Source organism: Barnesiella sp. An55, from assembly GCF_002161555.1.
Lineage (GTDB): Bacteria > Bacteroidota > Bacteroidia > Bacteroidales > Barnesiellaceae > Barnesiella > Barnesiella merdipullorum.
The window spans coordinates 175,094-199,429 of record NZ_NFHZ01000004.1; the positions used below are offsets into that span (position 1 = coordinate 175,094).

Sequence of the window (24,336 nt, forward strand, 5' to 3'; positions counted from 1 at the left end):
TTTTGCTGCTTCTTATGTTGGAGATTTTTTCCGGCCCGGGAATTAATACCTGATGTATGTATGTGATCGTTAGAATTTGAGACTGGCGCTGAACTCGACGGTGAACGGCCGTATGTAGCTGCCCGCCATCACATGTCCGGCATACTGCCCGGCATCCTCTTTCTCGATGAGCTCGGCACCGGCGATACTACCTTTGGCTCCCGTCTGGTTCAAGAAGTTGACTACCGTGCAACCCAAAGCCAGCTTGTCGTTGACCTGCCAGTTCACACCGCCGAAGGTCTCCCAACGGCCGTTGAAGTAGTAGGCATCGTTGATGTTGGCGTAGGTCTTGCTGAAGTAGCGGAAACTGGTCCAGATTTTCAAGTCGTCGGTAATCATATAGCTGGGGTCGATCTCGATGATGATTTGCGGAATCTCGGCTACGATGTTGCCGGTAGCATTGATTTGGCCTACATAACCATCGGAGAAGGTGACCGAAGTCTCATACTTTTTGTAGGTAGGTTGCTGGTAGGTGAAGAGGAAGTGGAGGTCAAACCCTTTGAAAGGACGGGTTACCACGTCGGTTGTCCACCCCAGCGTCTGTATGTCGAAGTTGAGCGGTGCAGCCATGATTTCGGTCTGCCCGGCAGCCGTCTTGTGTTGCAGGTTCAGCGTCGAGTTGTTGTTGGTCTTCGAGATGTAGGAGAAGAGCGAAGTCAGGCTCAACCAGCTGTTGTTGTAGTAGATACCGGCACGGCCCAGAGGTACCGAAATCTGTCCCACGTTGGGCAGAGTGGCCGGTGCGAAGTTCTCGATTTTGGGGTGTTGGGTGATGTAGGTGAAGTCGCCCGTGAGACCAAACTGCTTGGTCAGCTTATAGGTAGCAGCGGCGGTGAAAGCATAGTTGAACCAGTCGTGGTCGATGTTGGTAGGAGCGATTTTGGTCACCCCGTCGGGAGCGGTTGCCCCCAGATAGTAGTTGGCAAAACGTCCCACATATTCACCGGCAGCATTCTTTACGGCTGCGTTTTCACCTCGCAGGGCCTGGTATTCTACCCGGGCACCGTAGTAGAGGTTCAGTGCGTTGGTGATATCCCAGTCGTGGGTGAAGTAGAGTGCTACTTTGTTTTCATATCCCTTGTAATACTCCGAGGCGTTCTTGTTGAAATCGTAGTAGTATCCGTTGCCGGCGTAGGTGCGTTTGGTGTAGGTGGCATAGTCGGCATTGTAGAGTCGCACGGGATAGCTGCCATCCATGGGTACCGACTGGTCATACATGGTGGTCGATGAGGTGTAGTCGATGTGGTAGTACCACTCGTTCACACCCAGACGCCAAGTGTTGTTGGTATTTTTTTTCGACAGTTCGCTGGTGAACATGAACGAGTTGATAAAGCCGCGGTTCAGACACGACATACGGCTCTGTACATAGTCACCGGTGTAGGGTTGCATGCTGCCGTCGGCCGATTCGTAGAGGTAGTTGATACCGGCTTCGTTCTGGTCGAGCGACATGGGCGTCTGATAGACGCACGAGCCGGTCGAGTGGTCATATTTCATAACGGCTTTCCAGCTGAGCCCGTTGTCCCACGTGTAGTTGTTCATGAGGGTCACCATGCTACCTATATTCTGCGTGGCATCGTAGAGGTTGGTCTTCTTAACCTCGCCGGTGCGCATGTCGCGATAGACCATCTCGTTGTCTATCGGCAGGTACGAGGTGGTACCCAGGGCAAAGTCGCCGAACTCGCGCACACTACCGTCGCCTACATAGATGAAGGGCGCCGATTGGGTGGCATAGTTGTAAACCGGGTGGCTGTTGCTGTAGTGGTAGATGGCGGTCAGTTCGCCCCGGTTGTCGTTATAGCGTTTGGTGAGGGCGAATTTGTAGATTTGCGTACGGTCTTGGAACGGAGTCGATTTGATCTTGAACGTTCCCGGGTCGAAGTCCTGGTAGATGCTTCCGCTGTAATACCAGTCCTTGGCGATGCCGCCGTTGACGTTGAGCGAGAACTCTTGCATCCCGAAGTGGTTGCTCTTGTAGTTGAGGATGCCGTGGAATCCCTTTTCGCCCAGCTGGGTGAAGGAGTTGACGGCATAACCGATGTTTCCGGTCGTGATAGCCGTCTCGGAGATTTTGAGCAGACCTACATGGCTCAGACTGGCATCGGCACGCCACAGGGTGTTGACCGTGTGGGGGTTGGTGGCGTAGGTCACGAGCATACCGTTTTCGAGCACGTTCACATCGGCCGAGGGTAAACCTATTTGTATTTCGCGGGGTCCGTTGGCGCTGGCGGCGTTGAGCATCACGTTGCGGTTTCCCTCTTCTTTAGAGGTAGAGGCTTCGTCGGTCTGAGCTGCATCGTTTTGCTCTTGAGCCTGGGCGGTTCCGCACGTCAGGGCAACAAGCAACAGGGCCAAACCTGTTTGTTTGAGAATTTGATTCATAATACCTTTTTTCATGGTAATGTAAAATTTGTAAGTTCTGTTTTTTGCGCTTAGCGAGACAAAAGTAGAATATTGTTCACCCCAAGGCATAGAACAAATGTTTCGAAAACTGTTACAAATGTTACACGAAACCCTATTGACAGCGAATGTAACATTTTTGACACGCGTTGGCAGTGGAATAAATGCACCGACCCCCGGTCTCGTGGTGAAGATCGGGGGTCGGCGGTATGTTGTAGTATGCAGGGGAAGGGTCAAGGCAACATGACACCCAACTCGGCTACCGAGGTTTGGGCTTTGCCATTGATCTCTTCGATGGGCTCGAGCTTCAAGTACCGAGTGGCCGGCAGATTCTCGAGAAGTACATACTGGGGAATGGGGTTGTTCTTGATGTTGCTGAACTCCTTGTTCCCGACGATGCGTTCCCAGCTCTTGCCGTCGTTGCTGCGGTAGAGATTGTAGCGGAAAATGGTACCCTCGGTATTGCCTCCTTCGGCTACGGGGGTATAGCAGAATCCTTTTATCGTCATCGCTTCGCCCAGGTCGATGATGAGTGGCACGAGTCCTTCGCAATAAACCACCGTCGAGGGGTCGCCGTCGATGGCTTGGGGCGCCTTGTGTTCACCCAGCAGGCAGCTCTTGGGGGTGAAGAGGGCCGTACCTTCGGTATCGGTGGCTTCGATGATGGGCTGGGCATAGAACAGCCCGGTGCGACTGATGGAGAAATTGGCCCTTGAGCGGTCGATGGTCACTCGCAACTTGTCGGCAACGAGGTCGTCGAATCGCACGAGCCGTTTGTAGCCCACGGTTGTCCCCTGGACTATCTGTCTCCAGCTGCCGTCGATCGAGGCTTCTACGGTGAAGGCTTCGATACGCTGTCCCTCTGCAATGTTCTCTTGCAGCATCAGGGTGTTGACCGAGGCATTGTCTTTGATTTCGATTTCGAACGAGTCGCCCTCGCGGCCGGTAATCTTGCGGTTGCCGTCGAGACTGTAGTCGGTGGCAAAGGTGCGGTCGATATATTGTCCCAATTCATGCAGGCGCCGGGCATCGTTTTCGTGAATAAGGCCCCGCGTATCGGGCGGGATATTGAGCAGCAATACCGAGTTGTAGCCTACCGACTCGAAATAGATATCGACAAGACGGGCCAGCGATTTTACCTGGTTGTCTTCGGCCGGGTGATAGAACCATCCCGGGCGGATGGATACATCGACCTCCGACGGGTACCAGAAGAGCTCGTGGGCACGAGCCAGCAGGTCGCGGCTACCCAGGTCTGCGGTCTTGTTGTTCAGTCCCAAGGCCTGGTTCACACTGTCGGCCCGTTGGTAGATTCCCGGGACGAGAGCCGTCGCGCTCCATTCGGTTTCGCGGCCGAATCCTTTTTCGTTGCCCACCCAGCGCACGTCGTCGCCCATGATGGCCATGACGGCATGGGGTTGCAGCCGTTGTATGGTAGTATAGAAAGCGTCCCAGTCATAGACCTGTTTCTTACCGTTTGGACCCTCGCCACAGGCACCGTCGAACCACACTTCATGTATTTCGCCATAGCGGGTGAGCAGTTCGGTGAGTTGTTGGATGAAAAACTGGTTGTAGCGGGGGGAGTCGCCATAGCACTCGGCATTGCGATCCCACGGCGACAGATAGACACCGAATTTAAGTCCATACTTGTCGCAGGCCTCTTTCAACTCTTTCACCACATCACCTTTGCCATCCTTCCAGGGCGACGAGGCCACCGAGTGCCGGGTGGTTTCGGTGGGCCACAGGCAGAACCCGTCGTGGTGCTTGGCGGTGAGTATCACCATTTTGAATCCTGCTTCCTTCAGGGTACGTGCCCATTGCTCGGCGTCGAGCTGGGTAGGGTTGAATAGGCGGGGATCTTCCTGTCCGTCGCCCCACTCTTTATTGGTGAAAGTGTTGATTCCGAAATGCAGGAAGGCTGTCAGTTCCAGCTCTTGCCATTGCAGTTGTTGGCGTGAGGGAACCAGGTGTGCGGCCATATCGACTTTCTGTTCGAGCGTAGCACCTTCGGGAAAGACGAGATGTTTTTCGTAATACTGGGTTTGGCTTGCCTGGCAGCTCATGAGCAGCAGACCGAGCAAAGCGCTGGTAATGCCTGTGTGTTTCATTGCGAGTAATTCATTGGTCTTGACGACAAAAGTAAGAATAAAAAGTAATAAATCGAAGAAATAAAGTCAAGTTGTTGATAAATAGTTTTTTTATGCTATTGATTGCGGCCGGTATTGAGCCTGTCCGCAGGTAGAGACTTGGATGGTCAGGCGTTGGGAAGTATGCCTCCCGAGTTGCAGGCGATGAGCATGTCGTAGATGTGGTTGGCAAACTGCCGGCCTACGGGTAGGAAGATATCCTGACCTACGAGTTTGATACGCTTTTTGGAAAACATTTCAACCTTGTCGATGGGCACGATATAGGAGCGGTGTATGCGCAGGAAACTCTCCTCGGGCAGAATCTCCTGAATGGCCTTCATGTTGGTGCGCGACAAGATGTAGCCGCCGCTCACTCTGAATATTTTGGTATAGTTCTCCATGGCCTCGACATAAAGGATATCGTTCACGGGGATGGTCACATTGTTGTACTCCTGTTTGACCACGATACTTTCGGGGGTGCGGTCGCGCCGGGTTTCGATGCGGCGGATGGCCTTCTCGACCGCTTTCTCGAATCGCTCGTAGGCAAACGGCTTGTGCAGAAAATCGACGGCGTCGAGCTCGAATCCGTTGAGGGCATACTGGGCATGGGCCGTGGTGAAGATAAAGCAGCACTCCTCGGGCAGGTCGCGGGCAATATCGAGACCGCTGATGCTGTTCATCTCGATATCGAGAAACACCAGGTCGGGTTTGCGGCGGCGTATCTCCTCGAGCCCCACGAGTGGTTCGCTGAAGGTGGTAAGCTCCAGCCCGCCGAATCGTTCGCAAAACTGGGTGATGACGAGCAGCGCCAGGGGTTCGTCGTCGATTGCCATGCAGGTTGTCTTTTTCATTGCAGTTGAATGGTTAGTTGGGTTTTGAATTGCTTGCCCTCCTGGACCGTCGTGAGCGAGAATCGGTCGGGGTAGAGCAACTCGAGCCGCTTGCGGCAGTTCTCGATGCCGATGGCAGGCGTGTTTTCCTTCTTCTCCTTCATGATGGTGTTTTCGGTTGCGAAGTGCAGCACACCGTTTTTCACGGCAATATGGATATAGATGGTGCAGTCGATATCCGACGAGGTCCCGTATTTGAAGGCATTCTCGACAAAGGTAATGAGAATCATGGGCGGTATTTGAGCCTGCTCGTCGTCGGTTTCGGTGTGGAAGTCGATATGCGTGTGGCGGTTGAGCCGGAGCGACTGCAAGTCAACGTATTGCCTGATGTACTCGATTTCGTTGCAGATGGGTATGGTGTCGAGTGTCGTTTGGGTGTACATGTATTTGAGGATGTCGGAAAACTGGATGAAGGCCGACTCCGTTTTGTCCGACTTGGTGAGCACCAGTCCATAGAGGGCATTGAGCGTGTTGAACAGAAAGTGGGGGTTGATTTGCGCCTTGTAGAGCGATAGCTCGGCCTTGTTCTTCTCGGCCTCGATCTCTTGTTTTGATAGTATTTGCTTGAAAAGTTCAAACATGAGTTCGATAGCCAGGCTGAACCCCGTGACCACGAGGAAGAAGAACCACACGCTCAGGCTCCTGATGTGCTGGCGTATGCCCCAGTCGCGCGGTGAGTTGATGAAGTCGTCTTTGGGGATAGGTATCTGGCTGATGGCCCAGGTGATGAAGAGGAGGACCGCCATCAACAAGACTACGATTCTGAACTTCCGTTGCATGATGAGCCCTGGAATATTGACCTTGCGGTAGGTGAAGTAGAGCAGGTAAATATAGATAATGAGGGTGAGCATGAAGTAGGTGTGGTGGATAATCCACTTCTCTACCGGCACCAGCATGATGAGGAGCGGCAGGATGATGAGGCAGAAAATCAAGTCGATATAGATGCTTATGCGAGTGTAGTTGGTCATGGTGGCTGAAGCAATTTGACTTGACGGGGCACAGCCCGTCCACTATGACAAAGGTAGTTTATTCTTGTGAATCTGTCAAATATTCACATTTGCCGTTCGGCATCACTTTTTTGTCGTTTATCAATAAAAATTCTTATATTGGCAGATAGTTTATAAATTTGAGAAACGGTTTAAGATAGGGAAATAATCAATACGCATTAATTAGTAATTTATCACATAAAACAGCAACCATGAAACGATTTATTATTCTGGCTATGGCAGTATTGTCTTTGCTCACGGCCTGCAAAGAGCAGCGTCCGAGCGAAGGTGAAAAATATAAAGTGATTACTGTAGAGCCTAAGGATCAGACGTTGACCTCGAATTATACGGCCACGCTTCGCGGTCGCCAGTTTGTAGAGGTACGACCTCAGGTGAGCGGCATCATCACCGAGATACGCATCGACGAGGGCGATGTCGTGCGCAAGGGCCAGACCCTTTTTGTCATCGACCAGGTGCCCTACAAGGCTGCCCTCGAGACGGCCGTGGCCAATGTGCGCAGTGCCGAGGCCAAACTGGCTACGGCACAACTCTCGGCCGATAGCAAAGAGGCCCTTTACAAGGAACGGGTAGTATCGGAATTTGACCTGCAAACCGCCCAGAATGATTTGGCCGAGGCCAAGGCTTCTCTGGCTCAGGCTAAGGCCCAGGAGATAAATGCCCGCAACGACCTCTCTTATACTGAGGTGAAAAGCCCCGTCGATGGGGTGGCCAGCATGATACCCTACCGGGTAGGCGCGTTGGTGAACAGCTCGATTGCCGACCCCTTGGTAACCGTTTCGGACGATGCCGAGGTCTATGCCTATTTCTCCATGACTGAAAACCAGATTCTCGACCTCATCCAGCAATATGGCTCGTTGCAGAAAGCCAAGGAGCAGATGCCCGAGGTGAAGCTCCTCTTGAGCAACGGATCGACCTATTCCCAGCCCGGCCGAATCGACGCCATCAGCGGTACGGTCGATGAGGGTACGGGTGCGGTAAGCCTGCGCGCTACCTTTGCCAACCCCGACGGTTTGCTGCGCAACGGCGGCAGCGGGTCGGTAGTCATTCCCACAGTCTATAAAAGCAGTCTCGTGATACCCAAGACGGCCACCTACGAATTGCAGAACCGTGTCTTTGTGTGGAAGGTGGTCGATGGCAAAACCCAGTCGGCACCCATCACCGTGTATAAATATGACGACGGGCAAAACTACATCGTACTCTCGGGCCTGACGGCCGGCGATGTAATCATTGCCGAGGGTGCCGGACTGTTGCACGAAGGCATTGTCGTCGATATAGCACAAGAACAATCGTCAACCCCTGCCAAATAACAGAGCCCTATGAAGATAAGAACATTTATCGATCGTCCCATCTTTGCCGGGGTTATCTCGGTATTGATTCTCATCCTGGGGCTCATAGGCTTGACTCAATTGCCTATCGAGCAGTTCCCCGAGATAGCACCTCCTACGGTGAGCGTGTCGGCCTCCTATACCGGAGCCAACGCCGAGACCGTGCAGAAGAGTGTTGTCGTGCCTCTCGAGGAGGCTCTCAACGGTGTGGAAAACATGACCTACATGACCTCCACTTCGTCCAACAACGGTTCGGCCCGCATCACGGTCTATTTCCGTCAGGGTACCGACCCCGACATGGCCACCGTGAATGTGCAGAACCGACTCGCCTCGGCACAAGGTCTGCTGCCGGCCGAGGTGACCCGCAGCGGTGTCAATGTGCGCAAGCGTCAAACAAGTAATATCAAGCAGCTGGCCGTGTATAGTCCCGACGATTCGTTCGACCGGGCTTTCCTGGCCAACTATATGAAAATCAATATCGAGCCACGCCTGTCGCGTATTGCCGGGGTGGGCGAGGTAAATGTGTTTGGCTATGAATATGCCATGCGCATCTGGCTCGACCCGAGCAAGATGAAGAAATACGGGCTTGTTCCCTCCGATATAACCGGCGTGCTCGACGAGCAGAACATCGAGGCGGCTACCGGTACCTTGGGAGCCGAGGCCGAGAACACCTTCCAGTATGTGCTCAAATATCGGGGCCGCTACGAAAAGGAGGTGGACTATGAGAATATGGTCATCAAGTCGCTCCCCAGCGGCGAGGTGCTGCGCCTGAAAGATGTGGCCACCGTCGAACTGGGTACACGCTCCTACGACTATATCGGCGAGGTGAACGGCCACCCGGGCTGTATCATCATGATTTCGCAAACCTCGGGCTCGAATGCCAATGAAATCATCAAAGAGATAGACCGCTCGCTCGAAGAGATTTCCAAGACGTTGCCCAAAGGCATCAAGATTGTCGATTTGATGAGTACCAAAGACTTTCTTGACGCGTCGATCAAGACCGTGGTCAAAACCCTGCTCGAAGCCATTCTGCTGGTAGTGCTCGTGGTATATATCTTCTTGCAGAGCTTCCGCTCCACCTTTATTCCGGCCGTCTCCATTATCGTGTCGCTGGTAGGAACCTTTGCCTTCCTCTATGTGGTAGGCTTCAGTCTCAACATGCTCACCCTGTTTGCCCTTGTGCTGGTAATCGGTACGGTGGTCGATGATGCGATAGTGGTCGTCGAGGCGGTGCAGGCGAAGTTCGACGAAGGATACAAGTCGGCCTACCTGGCCACCATCGATGCCATGGACGGCATCACCTCGGCTCTGGTCACCACCACCTTTGTCTTTATGGCCGTGTTCATTCCCGTGAGCTTCATCGGGGGAACCACGGGTACCTTCTATACCCAGTTTGGTCTCACGATGGCGGCGGCTGTAGCCATCTCGTTGCTCAACGCCCTCACACTCAGTCCGGCCCTGTGTGCCCTCATCATGACTCCGCACCAGACCGGAGCCGACGGCAAGAAACTCAGCTTCTCGTCGCGTTTCCACATGGCCTTCGATAGTGCCTTCCACCGACTGGTGATGAAATACAAGAACGGAGTGTTTTTCATGCTCAAGCGCAAATGGCTGGCCGGTGTGCTGCTGGTGATTGCCTGTGTAGGTTTCTTTGTGCTGTTGAAGACGACCAAGACCGGTCTCGTGCCCAACGAAGATATGGGAACCGTCTTTGTCGATGTGCGCACTTCGCCGGGCAACAGCGTGTATGAAACCCGCAAGGTCATCGAGCAGGTCGATAGCTGCTTGAACACGATACCGCAAATTGAAGTGCTCTCGAGCATCACCGGTAACTCGATGTTGAGCGGGCAGGGTGCTTGCAACGGTATGTTCACCATCCGGTTGAAAGACTGGAGCGAGCGTCCCAGGAAAGAGGATGCCGTCGATGCCATTATCGAGGAGATACAGCGTCGCACCGCCTTCATCTCGAGTGCCGACATTATGGCCTTTACCCGACCCATGATTCCGGGTTATGGAGCCAGCAGCGGTTTCGAGGTCTATGTGCAGGACCAGAAGGGAGGCTCGATTGAGGACCTTCTGAAATATACCCGCAACTTCCTCACCGAACTCAACAAGCGGCCCGAGATTGGCCGGGCCACCACCTCGTTCGATACCAAGTTCCCGCAATACCTGGTTGAGGTCGATGCCGCCCTGTGCAAGCGCAACGGGGTGTCGCCTACCGATGTGCTCAGCACCCTCTCGGGTTACATCGGTGGTAACTATGCGTCGAACATGAACCGCTTCTCCAAGCTCTATCGGGTTATGGTGCAGGCTCCGCCCCAGTTCCGTCTCGATACCGAAGCACTCAACAATATTTTCGTGCGCAACGATGCCGGCGAGATGAGTCCCGTATCCCAATACCTGAAACTCACCCGCATCTATGGCTCCGAGGTTTTGACTCGTTTCAACCTCTTCTCGGCCATTCAGGTGAATGGAGCTCCGGCCACGGGCTACAGTTCGGGCCAGGCCATCCAGGCGGTGAAGGAGGTGGCAGCCCAGACACTCCCCACGGGCTATGGCTTTGAGTTTGGCGGCATGTCGCGCGAAGAGTCCAACACGGGTAACACCACGACGCTGGTGTTTGTCATCTGCGTAGTCTTCATCTACCTCATCCTGTGTGCCCTGTACGAGAGCCTCTTCATCCCGCTGGCGGTGATTCTCTCGGTTCCCTTCGGGTTGGCCGGAAGTTTCCTCTTTGCCAAGATATTTGGACTCGAGAACAACATCTATCTGCAAACGGGTCTTATCATGCTCATCGGCTTGCTCTCCAAGACGGCCATCCTCTTGACCGAGTATGCCTCGGAGCGTCGTCGCCATGGCATGACCATCTCGCAAGCAGCCATCTCGGCGGCTCAGGTGCGGTTGCGTCCTATCCTCATGACCTCGCTTACGATGATATTCGGTATGTTGCCCATGATGTTTGCTTCGGGTGTAGGGGCCAACGGTAACATTTCGATTGGTGTGGGCACCGTGGGTGGTATGCTCATTGGTACGATAGCCCTGCTCTTCATCGTGCCGGTACTCTTCATCGTGTTCCAGACGTTGCAAGAGAAGCTCATGCCTGCCCGCAAGTTGCCGAAGATTGAAGAAAAAAAGTGATATGACTCCAAGACCATTCGATATGAAAAAGATAATGATAGGCTTGTGCCTGTTGACCGGCCTGGCCGGTTGTCAATACCGGACGTATGAGCGTCCCGAAATTGCCGGGGCCGACAGTCTCTACCTGCGCTCGACCGCCTCGACCGATACCGCCTCGATTGCCGACCTCTCGTGGAGGGAACTCTTTACCGACCCTCTGCTGCAGAATCTCATCGATAGCGGCATCGCAAATAATACCGACCTGAACATCGCCCGCCTCAAGGTGGACGAGGCCCAGGCGTTGCTCACCGCTTCGAAGTTGGCCTACCTGCCCTCGATATCGCTTACTCCGCAAGGTACCATCCGGAGTGTCGAGGGGAGCAGTGCCACCAAGAGCTACGATCTGGCTGCCTCGGCCGACTGGGAGATCGACATCTTTGGCCGCATAACCAACGCCAAGCGCGAGGCCAAAGCGGTGCTGGAGCAGAGCGAGGCCTATCGCCAGGCGGTACAGACCCAGTTGGTCGCCACCATTGCCAACAGCTACTACACCTTGCTGATGCTCGACAAGCAACTCGAGATAAGTCGCTCGACGGCCGAGATATGGGCCGAGAATCTGCGGGTGATGAAGGCCTTGAAAGAGGCCGGCCAGACTACCGAGATGGCCGTTGCTCAAATCGAGGCCAGCAAGCTCTCGGTCGATGCTTCGTTGCTTTCGTTGCAACAACAGATTATCGAGATGGAAAACTCCATTTCGACCCTGTTGGGCGATGTGCCCCGCCAAATCGAACGCTCCACGCTCGATACCCAGTCGTTCCCCGACACCCTGTCGGTAGGGGTGCCCCTGCAATTGTTGCAACGGCGTCCCGATGTGCGCCAAAGCGAGGCTGCCTTGGCGGCTGCCTGCTACGTGACCAACCAGGCCTATGCGGCGTTCTATCCCTCGATTACCCTCAGCGGTTCGGCCGGCTGGACCAATGCGGCCGGAGCCGTCATTACCAATCCCGGCCAATGGCTTTTCTCGGCCGTGGGCTCACTGGTACAACCGCTCTTCAACCGGGGACAGAACGTGGCCAACCTCAAGGTGGCCAAGGCTCAGCAGGAGGAGGCTTTGCTATCCTTCCGCCAGTCGTTGCTCGATGCCGGTACCGAGGTGAACAACGCCTTGCTGCAATGGCAGACGGCCCGTCAGCGTCTGGTACTGGACCAGCAGCAGATTGCCGCTTTGCAGTCGGCCGTGCGCAGCTCCGAACTTCTGATGCTGCATAGCTCGCAGAACTATCTCGAGGTACTTACCGCGCGGCAGACTCTGCTCGAGGCCGAACTCTCGGCTGTCTCCGACCGCTTCGACGAGATACAGGGAGTCATCAACCTCTATCACGCATTGGGCGGCGGTTATTGATACTCCTTATAATTGAAATAACAAAGGGCGAGGGCGACCGGCTTCACAGTCGGCCGCCCTCTATGTGTAGGGGTTACTTATGATGAAAAATTGACTTTCTTTTTATCGGTCGTCAGTTCAGGTCTCTATCTGTTTCGATTGGCGTTGAACCACTTGCCAGATTTGGGAGAGCCGCAGCATAGGTCGGGACTTGAGAAGCCATCGGTAGTCCGAGGCCAGGATGGCGAGCAGAATGAGAATAGCGGCAATGACGACAAAACCGTAAACCTCTTTCAGACTCACCAGAAGAATCTGCCGCTCGAATTCGCCATAAAGGGCTGTGAACGACTGGGCCATCGGGTGCATCGCATCGATTTCTCCACTCAGACTGGCTGTGTTTTCCAGACTTACGTATTTGAACAACCGCGAGAGAATCGCCGAGTTGAGCGGGGCTCCGAAACTGGTGCGGATAAACCCAATCACACACATGGCCTCGAAGTAATAAACAAAGGTGACACACCCTGCCAGGGCGTAGGTGAGCGATGTATATACCAGGCTCACCCCAGCCCCCTTGAATACCAGCGGCAGGTAGAGCATATACTTTTCGGTCGAGGCATCGATAAGGAAATAGAGCATCGTTTGGTAGAGCAGGAACGAGAAGAAGCCCGTCAACACGATGTTTTTCACCCGCCATTTCCATCGGTTCACCGCCAGATAAAAGATACCGGTGCCTGTGGCAATCCCGATGAGTACTCCCCAGTTCAGGTCGGCGTTGTGCTGGGCATCGAATCCCAGTATCGCGCTGGTGAAGATATTCTGGGTCGAGGTGGCGGTAGCCGACATCAGGGTCATGCACCCGAATAGGATAAAGATAAACAGCATATTGTGCTGCGAGAAGGTCCCCAGGCTGATGTAGGGGTGGCGTATCGTGGCCGCCCGCTGGATACACATGACCAGCAGCACTACGGCAAAGAGTATGGCTATCCGTATGGGTTCGCCGTCGAGCCAGTCGTAGTAGTCGCCATAGACACAGATAAAGACGATGCAAAGCAGCCACAGGCTCCACAAGATGCAACCCAGGTAGTCGATGCCCTTGAACGGGATGTAGGGACCTTGGCGATAGTTGCGTCGCATCCCGAAATAGACCAGGGCAAAAACCACGATAAAGGTGCCTATCGTGATGCGGTGCATGGCTTGCCAGTCGAAGGCGTAGAGGCTGTATCCCGTGACGATGTTGACCAGTTGCACGCTCCCCAGCACAAAGGTGAAGAGGAAGGGAAAGAAGACGGCAAAGTCGCGTTTGGGAGTAATCTTGAGTTGTACGTTGCTCCAGCAAACAAAGGTCCCCACAATCTTGAAGAAGCCGCTGATGAACGAGAGCAGCACGACCAGCGGTAGAAAGTCGGTGACCATGCACAGATAGTCGCTCACGACAAAGACTCCGGCCGAGAAAAGAAGCAGGTCGCGGGGTTGGAACCTGAACAGAATCCTGAATAACAGGGGGAAGGCGATGGTCAATCCCGTCATCGAGGCATAGCCGGCCATCATGATATCTTCGGTAATCCACGACAGGCTCCCCGACATCTCCGAAACGGCCGACATATAGACGCCTCCCGAAAACATATAGACGATGATGATGAAGAGTATCAGCGGGAAACGCAGGGGCAGAGGTATGAAATCTTTCCATACCTGGATGCGCCGGGCCGATGCAACCTCTTCGGGCGATGGTACTTGTGCGGGCATGGCGTCAATAGTTTACTTCGCACTCTACGTTCATGTCAGAGCGCAGCCGGTTGATGTTCTCACGGCTGTTCTCATCGGTAAAGATAATCTTGATGGGGATGCGCTGCTCTACCTTCACAAAGTTGCCGGCCGAGTTGTCCTGGGGGATAATCGAGTACTGTGCCCCGGTTGCGCTCGACAGGGTGGAAACCTTACCCAGGTAGGTAATTCCGGGCACGGCATCGACCTTGATGCTCACCGGCAGCCCTTCGGCAATGTGGCAGGTCTGGGTCTCCTTGTAGTTGGCGATAATCCACACGTGCTCATAATCGACCAGCGAGAGCAGGGTTTGTCCGGCCTGAATGAGTTGCCCTTCCTGAATGGCCTTTCGCGAGGTTACTCCGTCGCACGGAGCTACGATTACGGTATAGGATAGGTTCAACTCGGCCAAATTCTGGGCTGCCTTGGCCACTTCGATGTTGGTCTGGTTCTGTTCCAGTCGCTGGGTCTGTTCGTCTTTCACCAGCGAGGTGCTTCGTTTCTGTCGCACCAGCATGTCGTATTTGGCTCGAGTAGCCTCATAGTCGGCCTTGGCATTATCGTATTGCTGGCGGGTCACCGCCTTTTGGGCATATAGCTGGTCATATCGGTTGAAGTCGGTTTCGGCTTGTTTCAGTCGAATGTGCAGCTCCTCGATGTTGGCATCCGATACGGTCAGGTTGTTGGCCGTGGTCGAGATGACCGTCTCCATGGCGGTGTTCTCCATGAGTGCCTTTTGGTAGTTGGCCTTGGCCTGCACCACCTTGAGCTTGTATTCCGAACTCTCGATGACGACGAGCGTGTCGCCTTTGTGCACGAACTGGAAGTCATCGAAGCATACCTTCTCGATGAAACCCTGCACCCTCGAGTTGATGGGGATGATATTTCGTCGTATTTGGGCATTGTCGGTATATTCGACCCTCCCGAGGTGGATAAACCGGGAGCATACCCAGCCCAGCCCGCCGAGGATGATGGCTATCACGATAGTGTTGCGTACTATCTTTCTGGTTCTCTTGTTCATAGTCAATTATTCATTTATGGTGTGAATGACCCCTGTGGCATACAGAAGCCGGTAATAGTTGTAGATGATGTTTATCTGGGCGTTTACATATTGCACCTCGGCCGAGAGCCGCAGGTTGTCGGCATCGACCAGATCGGTTACCAGTACCAGGTCGTTGGCATAGCGGTTGGCGATGACCTCGTAGTTTTGGGTAGCAAGTTGCCGGCTTTTCTCCTGGGTCTTGAGCTGTTCGAACGAATCGAGGTAGCGGGTGTAGGCTTCACGCACTCCCAAGGTTACCCGTTCTTCGGCCGAGTGGAGCTCAAATCGGGCTTGCCCGATCGATACTCCCAGCCGCGATACCTCTTTAGGAGTTTTGTAGAGGTTGCCCAGGTTGAACTTTAGCCCTACACCCACATACCACACGTTGATGTTGTTGTTGAGCACGGGTATCTCGTAGGTGATGGGACCGTTGAGATTGTCGCCGGCGATGAGGCTTATCTTGGGCATGTATCCCGATTGGGCTGCTTGTCGTTTGCGGGTGAGCAGATCGATGGTGAGGCGGTTCTTGTTCAGGAGTGGAGCACACTGGAACGCCTGCTCTTGAAAATCATTTTCCGATGCTTGGGGTATGGAACCATGCAGCAGGGTCGTATCGGGGAGAATCTCGGTTTGGGGAGGCAGGTCGAGCATGGTCACGATCTTGTCGTTGTAGATGGCAATCGAGCTCACCAGCTCGGTGCGTTTGTACAGGAGGTTCTGGTACTGTACCTCATACCGGGTGATGTCGTTGTCGAGAGCCACCCCGGCAGCCTCGCGGGCCCGCATGTCGTGTATCACTTGCAGAGTCTGTTCGATGTTGCGGTCATACACAGTGAGCAGGTTGCGATATTTGTAGAGGTCGAGGTAGTAGTCGGTGAGCAGAAAATAGACCTCCTGCCGATGTGCGGCGAGGTCCCACTCGGAAATCTTTTGCTGTGTTTCGAGCGCTTTCACCTGGTGATGGATGGCTCCGCCGGCAAAAATGACTTGCGAAGCTTCGATAGAGAAACTGTTGCCGAAGTGTGGCGATGCGAAGGTCTGCCCGTTGGTAAAGTCGCGATCCGAGACCCATGCATTACCGTTGTAGGTCGCCGAAGCCGAGAAGTCGATGGTGGGGAGGTAGGCATTCTTGGCTACCGATATATCCTTGTCGGCTCCTGTTACGGCCGATTCGAATATCTTGATGCTCTTGCTCTGCTTGTCGGCCAGCGTAAAGAGTTCGTCGAGGCTCATGATCTGTCCCGGGGCCTCACCCCACAGGGTCATGGCACAGGTGAGGAGCGAGCCTGTAAAGAGAAGTTTGTTGATATATTTCATGTTATTGATTTGTAATATAAATAATTTATAATAGCAACGAATTAAATAAAAAAAATATTATTTGCATGGAGTTGCCCCGTACTCTCGCTCATGTAGAAACAAAAGTGCTCTCGAGGGTAGAGGGCCTTGTCATGTGTCCCTTTTTTCCATCTCGGTTAGTCTTCTCGCCAGCAAAAGTATTGTCGTGGAGCGAAGGCACATTCTCGTCTTTCGCCTGGGAGGTCGGGTAGGGTAGTCCGTCTTACAGACGATTGGCTCGTTGGGAGATACGGTCGATGACATCGAAAAACACCTCCACCTTTTCGGCCGGTATTCCTTCGAGCAGTTCGTTTGAGAGCCGCTTCTCGATAGCCTGGTATTGGGTTACCACCTCGGCCCCTTTTTCGGTAATGCTGAGCAGGTTTTCACGTCGGTCGTCGGGGTTGACCGTGCGTTTGGCCAGTCCTTTTTCCTCGAGGGCGTCGATCATGCGCATCACTACCGATTTGTTCTTGCCGGTAGCGATGGCAATGTTTTGTAATATCTGGTCGGTTTTGGCCTTGATCATATTCAAGAGAATAAACTCCTCGACCGTCAGTTTTATCTCGGCTTCGGCGGCATACCGTTGTTTCATGAGGCGGTGCAACTTGTTACGTAACTTGCCTACGGTTGTTCCCAACAGTTCGTTTGTCATGAGGTCTCTGTTTTTTCAGGCACAAAGGTAATACTATATTTTAAATTAGTTGCTATTGGCTACTAAATTTAATAATAAACGTACTCTCCTTTGATTGGGTACAGGGAGGGGTAATGCTATAATGAATTGTAAAGTATTGCCATATATGAAGTTAAATAGGTAGGGTAGTATGGGATAGTGTTTTCTGCCAGGTGTAGTTGACCCTCTTGCCTGTGGCGTTTTGAAAAGCCAAGCGCCTGCCCGGGGATAATTCCCAGGACAGGCGCTCTTGTTTTTGTGAGGGATAGACAGGATTTATTTGCCTACATCCATCAGCCATTTACCATCTCTCTTGACCATGGCTTGAGTACCTTCTTTTTCGGTTCCGTCTTCAAATACTTGTTTGTATTTGACCTCAGCGGTAGTTCCGTCTTCCGAAATCTCTTCCGAGATGATTTCAAAGCTTTTGATAGCACCTTGTTGTTCGGCGCTCTTTTCGGCTTTGTCTTGCAGTAAGGTAATCCATCTCTCTCTCACTTGTTGTTGCTGTTCGGGGGTGAGGCCCTCTTTGAAGGCAATACCATCGACTACCTCTTCGAAGTTTTTGTCGTTCATGGCATCCATGTAGTGTTTGAGAGCACTGCCCGGCGAGTTGTTTGAACACGAAGCAATCAACAGGCTCACGATAGCCATCAGGCTCAGATACAGAATCTTTTTCATAACTCTTTTTTTTAAGGTGAATAAATAGTGATTAGAATATATAAATTAAGTGTAATTTCTTGTTGAGGCTAATGTCGTTTGGCATGAGATAATCGCCGGTGAATCCCGGGAAGTTGATGTAGGTGAGCCTACCCTCCGAGAGGTCGATGCCCTCTTTGAGATATACATGATTCACCAGTTCGGTGCAATACATCTTTGTCGTATCGTTCAGGTCATATTCATGGTCAAACAGGATGTGGGCCCGATACAGGTCGAAAGCCCTTTGGGCGGCATGGCAAGCCTTCACGGAATCGATCTCCATGCGCATCACGGCCCCGCTTGAAGCCCGGTTGCTGGAGAAGAAACGCTCTACGGGGTCGAGCTTTACCCGGTCCACGTCACCTTCGTAGTCGGGCTCATCGGGCACGGCATGAACCACATACCATTTTCCATCAAGCTGTTTGAGAATACCGGTGTGAGAATAGGCGCCTTCTTTATCGGCCGACAGCACAACTTGGCTGGTGAGGCCTGTACCTTTTCGAAATACAATATCTCCTTCACGAAACAGATCTGCAGGCAAATCGAGCGGTTTTTCTGTCTCATGGTTTGTGCAACCGGATAGCATTAAAATTCCAAGCAATGCACTTATGATCCCCTTTATCAATATCGAGTGTGTCATTCGGTGGACAAATATAGGTAAAAAAATGAGAAATAGAATTAAAAAGTCTCTTTTTTTTCTATCATCTTTTGGTGGCAAGTCGTTGCTCGAGGTTGAACTCTCGGCTGTCTCCGACCGCTTCGACGAGATACAGGGTGTCATCAACCTCTATCACGTATTGGGCGGCGGTTATTGATATACACATGCTCACTTGTCTGAATGACAAAGTGCGAGGGCGACCGGCTTCACAGTCGGCCGCCCTCTATGTGTGTAGTTGACCCTCTTGTCTGTGGCGTTTTGAAAAGCCGAGCGCCTGCCCGGGGAATTCATACCCGCCGGACAGGCGCTCCTGTTTTTGTGTGGGATAGGCAGGATTTATAGACCTACATCTATCAGCCATTTGCCATCTTTCTTGACCATGGTTTGAGTGCCCTCATCTTCAGTTCCGTCTTCAAATACTTGTTTGTATTCGACTTCAGCGGTAGTTCCGTCTTCCGAAATCTCTTCCGAGATGATTTCAATGCTTTTGATAGCGCCATGTTGGTCGGTGATTTCTTCGATTGCGCTTTCCATTGAGTCAAACAAACTCTTTTTTATTGGCTCTGGTAGTTCGGAGGGGTTGCCATCTTTGATGGCATAACCATTGAATGCCTCTTCGAAGTTTTTGTTGAACATGGCTTCCATGTAGTGTTTGAGTGCACTGCCCGGCGAGTCGTTCGAACACGAAGCAATCAACAGGCTCACGATAGCCATCAGGCTCAGATACAGAATCTTTTTCATAACTTTTTTAAGGTGAATAAATAGTGATTAGAATATATAAATTAAGTGTAATTTCTTGTTGAGGCTAATGTCGTTGGGTATGAGATAATCGCCGGTGAATCCAGGGCAAGCTGTTTGAGAATACCGGTGTGAGAATAGGCGCCTTCTTTATCGGCCGACAGCACAACCTGGCTGGTGAGGACTGTACCTTTTCGAAATACAATATCTCTCCTTCACGAAACAGATCTGCAGGCAAATCGAGCGGTTTTTCTGTCTCATGGTTTGTGCAACCGGATAGCATTAAAATTCCAGGGAATGCACTTATAGTCCCCTTTATCAATATCGAGTGTGTCATTCGGTGGACAAATATAGGTAAAAAATGAGAAATAGAATTAAAGAATCTATTTTTTTATCGTCTTTTGGTGGCGGGTGAAATGTGAGTAGAGGTTGGGGGAAGCCGGGCCTGTGATTTGCAAAATTGTAACTTGTTCATTATCTTTGGTCATGACGAAACAGATACCATTATGTTTATACTCGAGGGGATAGGTTGGCTGATGATGACGGTGGTGGCATTTGCTGTTGTCGGGTGTCTGTTGGTTGCCTTTGTGGTATTCGGTCTATCATTCCTGGCTCTGCTTGGCAGTGCGATAGGTGCTGCGGGGTATTGGACAGGAGACCTGTTCAAACGGTTGGCCGCAAGGATTAAAAAGTGTCGGATGGTTTTGTAGAGAAGACTGGCCGTTTGGTGGGAGCACAGAAAGTGTGAATGAGTGAAAGTAATATTTGCATATTTGTAAAAAAATATTTGCTCATCAGATTTTTTTGCATATATTTGTCATCGCTGAAAAACATAATTAGGGGCATATAGAATTCAGTCAAAAAAATAAAATCAACAACATATATGGCAATTATAGATTTAGTAAGATGGGCACCGCAAGGTGACACGACGATTTATGCTTGGCGTTTCCCCGAGACGAACCTGAGTACATACACGCAACTCATTGTGCAGGAGTCGCAAGAAGCAATCTTGTTTTCAAAGGGCCAGATTGTAGGTAAATTCGGGCCGGGTAAACACACCCTCAATACCGAGAACCTGCCTATCCTGCGGTCGTTGTATGGATTGCCTTTTGGGGGCAAGAATCCGTTTACGGCCGAGGTATGGTTTGTCAACAAGATTCAGATCTACAATATCGACTGGGCCATCGACCGCATGACCATTCACGATGCCGACTACAACACCCAGTTGCCTCTCACGGCCAGCGGTCAGTACGGTTTGAAGATTGTCGATGCTGAGAAGTTCCTGATAAAGGCAGTGGGAACAAAGTCTCGTTTTACCGAAGATGACCTCACGTCGCAATTCAACGGCGAGTTCTCGACCAAAACTAAATCTACCATATTGCAATACATGCTCAAGCATCGTATCGGCTTCAAGCAGATATCGGCCTATCTTGATTCCATCTCGGAGTACCTGCGCAACGTGATGAATCCCTTCTGGGAGAATCTGGGACTGGAGCTGACCAAGTTCTATGTGAGCCTCATCGAGATTGACGATTCGACAGCAGACGGCCGTCGCGTGAAGGAGGCCATAGCCCAGCAAAGTTCCATGTCGATTACCGGTCATACCTGGCAACAGGAACAGATGTTCGACGTGGCCAACAATGCCATCGATGGCATGAGCAACGGCAATGGCGGTCTCTTGGGCGGTTTGATGGCCATCAACATGATGGGCGGCATGGGCGGCGGCAATGCCGCGGCCGGGATGATGCAACCCCAGTACAACCAGCCTACCTTTGGTGGTAACGGACAGATGCCCCCTCAGCCGGGAGCCGGGGTAGGAGGCGATGCCCAGCAGCAGGTGCGCATGGTCTATTGCTCCAACTGCTCGAAGAAGTTCCCCAGCAACATGAAGTTCTGCCCCCATTGTGGCGATCCCTATAACCCGTGTCCCAACTGTGGAACCGACAACGACATCAATGCCAAGCGTTGCATCAGTTGCGGTATTCCGCTCCAGCCCGAGACCCAGAAATGTCCTCATTGCAACGCACCGCTTGCCCCGGGCAGCTCCTTCTGTGGCAGTTGCGGCAAGCCGGTAATGAGCAGCGACGTGTGCAGCCGATGTGGTTCGCCATTGCCTCCGTCGGTCAAGTTCTGCCCCAAATGTGGAAATAGGAGGTCATAGAAAAGAATAGCTTTTTTTACTTAATTCTATACACATGAAAACAATTTTGTCATGGGTGGCTCTCCTGGCGGGAGAGGCGATTATCATTGCTGCGTTTTTTCTATGGCGGGGCAATGCACCCACCGATATCTTTACCTTGAACCTGGTAATGGCATCCATCCTGTACGGCGTGATGTTTGTCGATATGCTGGTGCCGTGGATCAACTGGAAGGACAAGGCCCAACGGCAAGTAGGGTCGATGGGAATCAGGTGGTTTATTACGGGCCTCTATGTGATTTTGGCACTCGCTGTCATGATTGTAGGCAATTGGAAAGTGAACCTGTCGTTTACCGTCCAGCTGATGCTGCACATTGGCCTGCTGTTCTTGTTGCTCCTGGGCTTTGTGGCGATGTTTCATGCTTCAGACAAAGTCGTGGAAATTCACAGTCAGGAGAGTTCGCACCGGCAAGGAGTCAATGATATGAAGCGAGCCATGATGCAGTTGAAAGACACCGCAATCGATTGCCCTCAATTAATGGCAATTTACGGGGACCGAATAAACAATCTGGAAGAGGGCCTGCGCTACTTGTCGCCCTCCAACAATCCCGAAGCCTCGGCTTTGGAAGATCAATTTGTAGAGGTGATAAACGATATAAACATTGCGGCACCTCAATTCTCGATGAATCAGGAAAAAATAGAAGCCGCCCTCCGCAGGGCCGAGCGCATTTATCAAAATCGTAAAGGGGTATATTCTAATTAAAAAACAAGTGTAGATATGAAAGGTAAAATTTTCTCAGATTCTGGTAATGTTTATCAGGACCAGGCCAAGATTTTATTCAATTACTATCAGCAAGCTGCTGAGAAGATCGTTCGAGAAGAGGAACGTATCGAGAAAGAAATCAAAGTTCTGGAAGAGAATAAACAGATGCTGGAGAAAGACATCGCGGGACTGTGGGTGTGGTTTCTCACCATTATTTTGTTCTTTGTCTATTTCATTAAAAAGAACGCTTTGCAAAAGAATATCGATGAAATCGATGCACGCATTGCCGAGTTCAAACGTCAGCACGAAAACATCTTCAGGGACTACAAGGTGTCGAAACTGGGCATCGCCTATGTGCCCGTGGCCGACCAAATCAAGTATGAAGACAAGAGCTTCATTGTCGATTATACCGGCAACGTAGCCGACTCGAAAATCACCCTGCAGATGTCGCGTCGCAACGACCTGCTCATCGACACCATCGGGCAGCTCGAGTCGCTCTCGAACGAAGCTCCTATCGTCGAGAAATCGGACGATGCCGAAACCATCGAAACCGACGAATACTCGACCTCGATACAAGAGCTCAACCAGTATGACTACCTGGGTGGACTGGAGCGTTCGTTGCGCACCATCTCTTATTGTATGGACGATCTCGATACGACCTCGGTATCGTTGCCTTTGGTCGCCGAGAACAGCGACTACCTCCATTTCTTGAACGACTATGCCACCCGCGAAATGCCCGAGGGGGCACCCGTCATATCGGTGTTCGACAAGAGCCGATATACCGGCAGCATCGAGAAGTTCCAGGAACTGAACCGCCTGAAAGATTCGCTCTCGACCAAGACCCAGCAGTTCGAAGATGTGCTTAAGTCGCTCATGGTCACCATGGCCAGTTCGGTACAAGCCATCTCGGCTCTGAAGGTAGCCTCGGTCGATAAGGTGGTGTTCGACTCCAACAAGATCCTGTTCAACATCCTGAAGTCGCCCTACAACCACTACTCGCCCGTGCTCGAGTATGAAGAGATAGAGCGCATCCGCAACGAGAAATTCGATTACAGCGAGGATGTGCAGAACTACGAACCCTTCAAGTTGCGCCAGAGCTCACGCGTGCGTTACAACCTGGTAACCGGCATGTGGACTTCGGAAGATGGCAACACCACCATGATGCCGTTTGGCGTGCACCAGATTTATGAAGAGATTGTGGCTCCCGTCGTACAGAACCTCATGAACGAGAACCGCATCGAGCGTCTGAAGATTTACAACCACATCAAGGACCAGAAGATAAGCTACCTGAACAAGTGGCACCAGGATACCGATGCCTTCTATCGGGCCAACCGGGCCGAGAGTGCCGACCTCATCAACCTCATGCAAGAGAGCTTGCGCGAGTATGTGGCCGCCTACAACACCCTCGTTTCGCTGCAACGTACCGAAGACAGCATGGTACAGTCGAATGGCGAACTCGACTCGACCGTAGTCGATGTGGTCGATAACTCGGCCGAAACCCTGGCTGCCTTTGAAATGCAGTCGCAGGAGTTCCAGAAAGCCCAGTCGAATTTCGAGGAATATATGGATCGCCTCAAAGACGATATCGACAGCAAGGCCGAGCGCTTTGGACACATCGAGTACTACGATGCCAAGTTGCGCGATGGCTATTCCAACGAGGTGGCTGTGGCTGCCAGCGAAATACACGACCTCGAAGACCGTCGCAAGTCGTTGGCCAGCGTGAATCCCCTGTTTGCCAAAAATTCGGAACTGCCGCCCAAACCCAGTGTCGAAGAGATCACCTTCGAGCACATCTCGCTCAACCTGCCGGCAATTGCCAAGAACGCTTTGGAAGAGTTGGACAAGATGTCGGCCGCACCCCAACCCGACGAGGAGCCGGAAGCCGAGTTTGACCCGATGACCGGCGAACCTCTGGCTCAGAAAGAAGAAACCTCCGATGCCGAAAATTCTGAAGCTCCTGCCGAGGACGATGACGAGCAAGAAAAATCCCCCTTCTTCGAGGTGGACGAGGAGGAAGATAACGCTTCGGACGAAGAGGAAGAAGATGAAGAGGACTCCGACGACGATGAGGATGAAGACGATTCCGACGATGACGAAGAGGAGGACGATGATGACTCCGATGATGAAGATGACGACTTCGACGAGGATGAGGAGGAAGACGATGACTCCGATGATGACGACGAAGACGAGGAAGATGACGAACCCGATTCGAAGAGCAATCGTTGAGAGATAGATTTCTATAAACGCAATA

At 52.2% G+C, this 24,336-nt stretch carries 19 protein-coding genes; 8 read left to right on the forward strand and 11 right to left on the reverse strand.

Annotation, left to right across the window (positions count from 1 at the left end; genetic code table 11):
• Positions 1–69: 69 nt before the first annotated feature.
• The 4 genes from B5G10_RS04000 to B5G10_RS04015 all read right to left on the reverse strand — a co-directional run bounded on the left by B5G10_RS04000 (position 70) and on the right by B5G10_RS04015 (position 6,417).
• Positions 70–2,433 (reverse strand): 2,6-beta-D-fructofuranosidase, encoded by a 2,364-nt coding sequence (locus B5G10_RS04000; protein WP_087423456.1) that lies wholly within the window; start codon positions 2,431–2,433, stop codon positions 70–72.
• Positions 2,434–2,669: 236 nt separating this feature from the next.
• On the reverse strand, positions 2,670–4,541 hold the full coding sequence (locus B5G10_RS04005; RefSeq protein WP_087423457.1) for an alpha-L-fucosidase: 1,872 nt from the start codon (positions 4,539–4,541) through the stop codon (positions 2,670–2,672).
• Between the two features lie 146 nt (positions 4,542–4,687).
• A complete protein-coding gene (locus tag B5G10_RS04010; protein WP_087423458.1) occupies positions 4,688–5,410 on the reverse strand; it encodes a LytTR family DNA-binding domain-containing protein in 723 nt (240 codons plus the stop codon).
• Positions 5,407–6,417 carry a histidine kinase gene (locus tag B5G10_RS04015; RefSeq protein ID WP_087423459.1) on the reverse strand — a complete coding sequence of 337 codons (1,011 nt, stop codon included), beginning with the start codon at positions 6,415–6,417 and terminating at the stop codon, positions 5,407–5,409. Before B5G10_RS04015 ends, B5G10_RS04010 begins: the two co-directional genes overlap by 4 nt.
• 230 nt (positions 6,418–6,647) lie before the next feature.
• Between B5G10_RS04015 and B5G10_RS04020 the strand changes: the two genes are divergently transcribed.
• Genes B5G10_RS04020 through B5G10_RS04030 form a run of 3 tightly spaced genes read left to right on the forward strand, consistent with a single transcriptional unit; the run spans position 6,648 to position 12,300 of the window.
• Positions 6,648–7,763, forward strand: coding sequence for an efflux RND transporter periplasmic adaptor subunit (locus B5G10_RS04020; RefSeq protein ID WP_087423460.1), 1,116 nt, complete (start codon positions 6,648–6,650; stop codon positions 7,761–7,763).
• A 9-nt stretch (positions 7,764–7,772) separates the two neighbouring features.
• Positions 7,773–10,919: an efflux RND transporter permease subunit gene (locus B5G10_RS04025; protein WP_087423461.1), complete on the forward strand. Its 3,147-nt coding sequence runs from the start codon at positions 7,773–7,775 to the stop codon at positions 10,917–10,919.
• Between the two features lie 22 nt (positions 10,920–10,941).
• Positions 10,942–12,300, forward strand: a complete 1,359-nt coding sequence (locus B5G10_RS04030) for a TolC family protein (protein WP_087423462.1) — start codon at positions 10,942–10,944, stop codon at positions 12,298–12,300.
• Positions 12,301–12,417: 117 nt separating this feature from the next.
• On the opposite strand, the gene B5G10_RS04035 is transcribed toward B5G10_RS04030, so the two are convergent.
• The 6 genes from B5G10_RS04035 to B5G10_RS04060 all read right to left on the reverse strand — a co-directional run bounded on the left by B5G10_RS04035 (position 12,418) and on the right by B5G10_RS04060 (position 18,330).
• On the reverse strand, positions 12,418–14,022 hold the full coding sequence (locus B5G10_RS04035; protein ID WP_087423463.1) for an MFS transporter: 1,605 nt from the start codon (positions 14,020–14,022) through the stop codon (positions 12,418–12,420).
• Positions 14,023–14,026: 4 nt separating this feature from the next.
• The gene (locus B5G10_RS04040; protein WP_087423464.1) at positions 14,027–15,061 is read right to left on the reverse strand and encodes an HlyD family secretion protein; all 1,035 of its coding nucleotides are present in this window, start codon (positions 15,059–15,061) and stop codon (positions 14,027–14,029) included.
• A gap of 6 nt (positions 15,062–15,067) precedes the next feature.
• Positions 15,068–16,399: a TolC family protein gene (locus B5G10_RS04045; RefSeq protein ID WP_087423465.1), complete on the reverse strand. Its 1,332-nt coding sequence runs from the start codon at positions 16,397–16,399 to the stop codon at positions 15,068–15,070.
• Positions 16,400–16,640: 241 nt separating this feature from the next.
• Positions 16,641–17,072, reverse strand: coding sequence for a MarR family winged helix-turn-helix transcriptional regulator (locus B5G10_RS04050; protein WP_087423466.1), 432 nt, complete (start codon positions 17,070–17,072; stop codon positions 16,641–16,643).
• A gap of 294 nt (positions 17,073–17,366) precedes the next feature.
• Complete coding sequence (locus B5G10_RS04055; protein ID WP_087423467.1) at positions 17,367–17,771, reverse strand: DUF4878 domain-containing protein; 405 nt, start codon at positions 17,769–17,771, stop codon at positions 17,367–17,369.
• A 31-nt stretch (positions 17,772–17,802) separates the two neighbouring features.
• Positions 17,803–18,330 (reverse strand): YiiX/YebB-like N1pC/P60 family cysteine hydrolase, encoded by a 528-nt coding sequence (locus B5G10_RS04060; RefSeq protein WP_241147709.1) that lies wholly within the window; start codon positions 18,328–18,330, stop codon positions 17,803–17,805.
• Positions 18,331–18,454: 124 nt separating this feature from the next.
• On the opposite strand from B5G10_RS04060, the gene B5G10_RS12680 reads away from it, so the two are divergent.
• Positions 18,455–18,604, forward strand: coding sequence for a hypothetical protein (locus B5G10_RS12680; RefSeq protein WP_158098770.1), 150 nt, complete (start codon positions 18,455–18,457; stop codon positions 18,602–18,604).
• A gap of 179 nt (positions 18,605–18,783) precedes the next feature.
• Here B5G10_RS12680 and B5G10_RS04065 read toward each other — a convergent pair whose 3' ends face one another.
• Positions 18,784–19,188 (reverse strand): DUF4878 domain-containing protein, encoded by a 405-nt coding sequence (locus B5G10_RS04065; RefSeq protein WP_087423469.1) that lies wholly within the window; start codon positions 19,186–19,188, stop codon positions 18,784–18,786.
• A gap of 503 nt (positions 19,189–19,691) precedes the next feature.
• Here B5G10_RS04065 and B5G10_RS04070 point away from each other — a divergent pair.
• From B5G10_RS04070 to B5G10_RS04085, 4 genes are all read left to right on the forward strand, one after another.
• Positions 19,692–19,895, forward strand: a complete 204-nt coding sequence (locus B5G10_RS04070; protein ID WP_143241049.1) for a hypothetical protein — start codon at positions 19,692–19,694, stop codon at positions 19,893–19,895.
• 173 nt (positions 19,896–20,068) lie between these two features.
• Positions 20,069–21,346, forward strand: a complete 1,278-nt coding sequence (locus B5G10_RS04075) for an SPFH domain-containing protein (RefSeq protein ID WP_087423471.1) — start codon at positions 20,069–20,071, stop codon at positions 21,344–21,346.
• A gap of 34 nt (positions 21,347–21,380) precedes the next feature.
• A complete protein-coding gene (locus B5G10_RS04080; RefSeq protein ID WP_087423472.1) occupies positions 21,381–22,085 on the forward strand; it encodes a hypothetical protein in 705 nt (234 codons plus the stop codon).
• Positions 22,086–22,100: 15 nt separating this feature from the next.
• Positions 22,101–24,311, forward strand: a complete 2,211-nt coding sequence (locus B5G10_RS04085) for a hypothetical protein (RefSeq protein WP_206396546.1) — start codon at positions 22,101–22,103, stop codon at positions 24,309–24,311.
• Positions 24,312–24,336 lie beyond the last annotated feature (25 nt).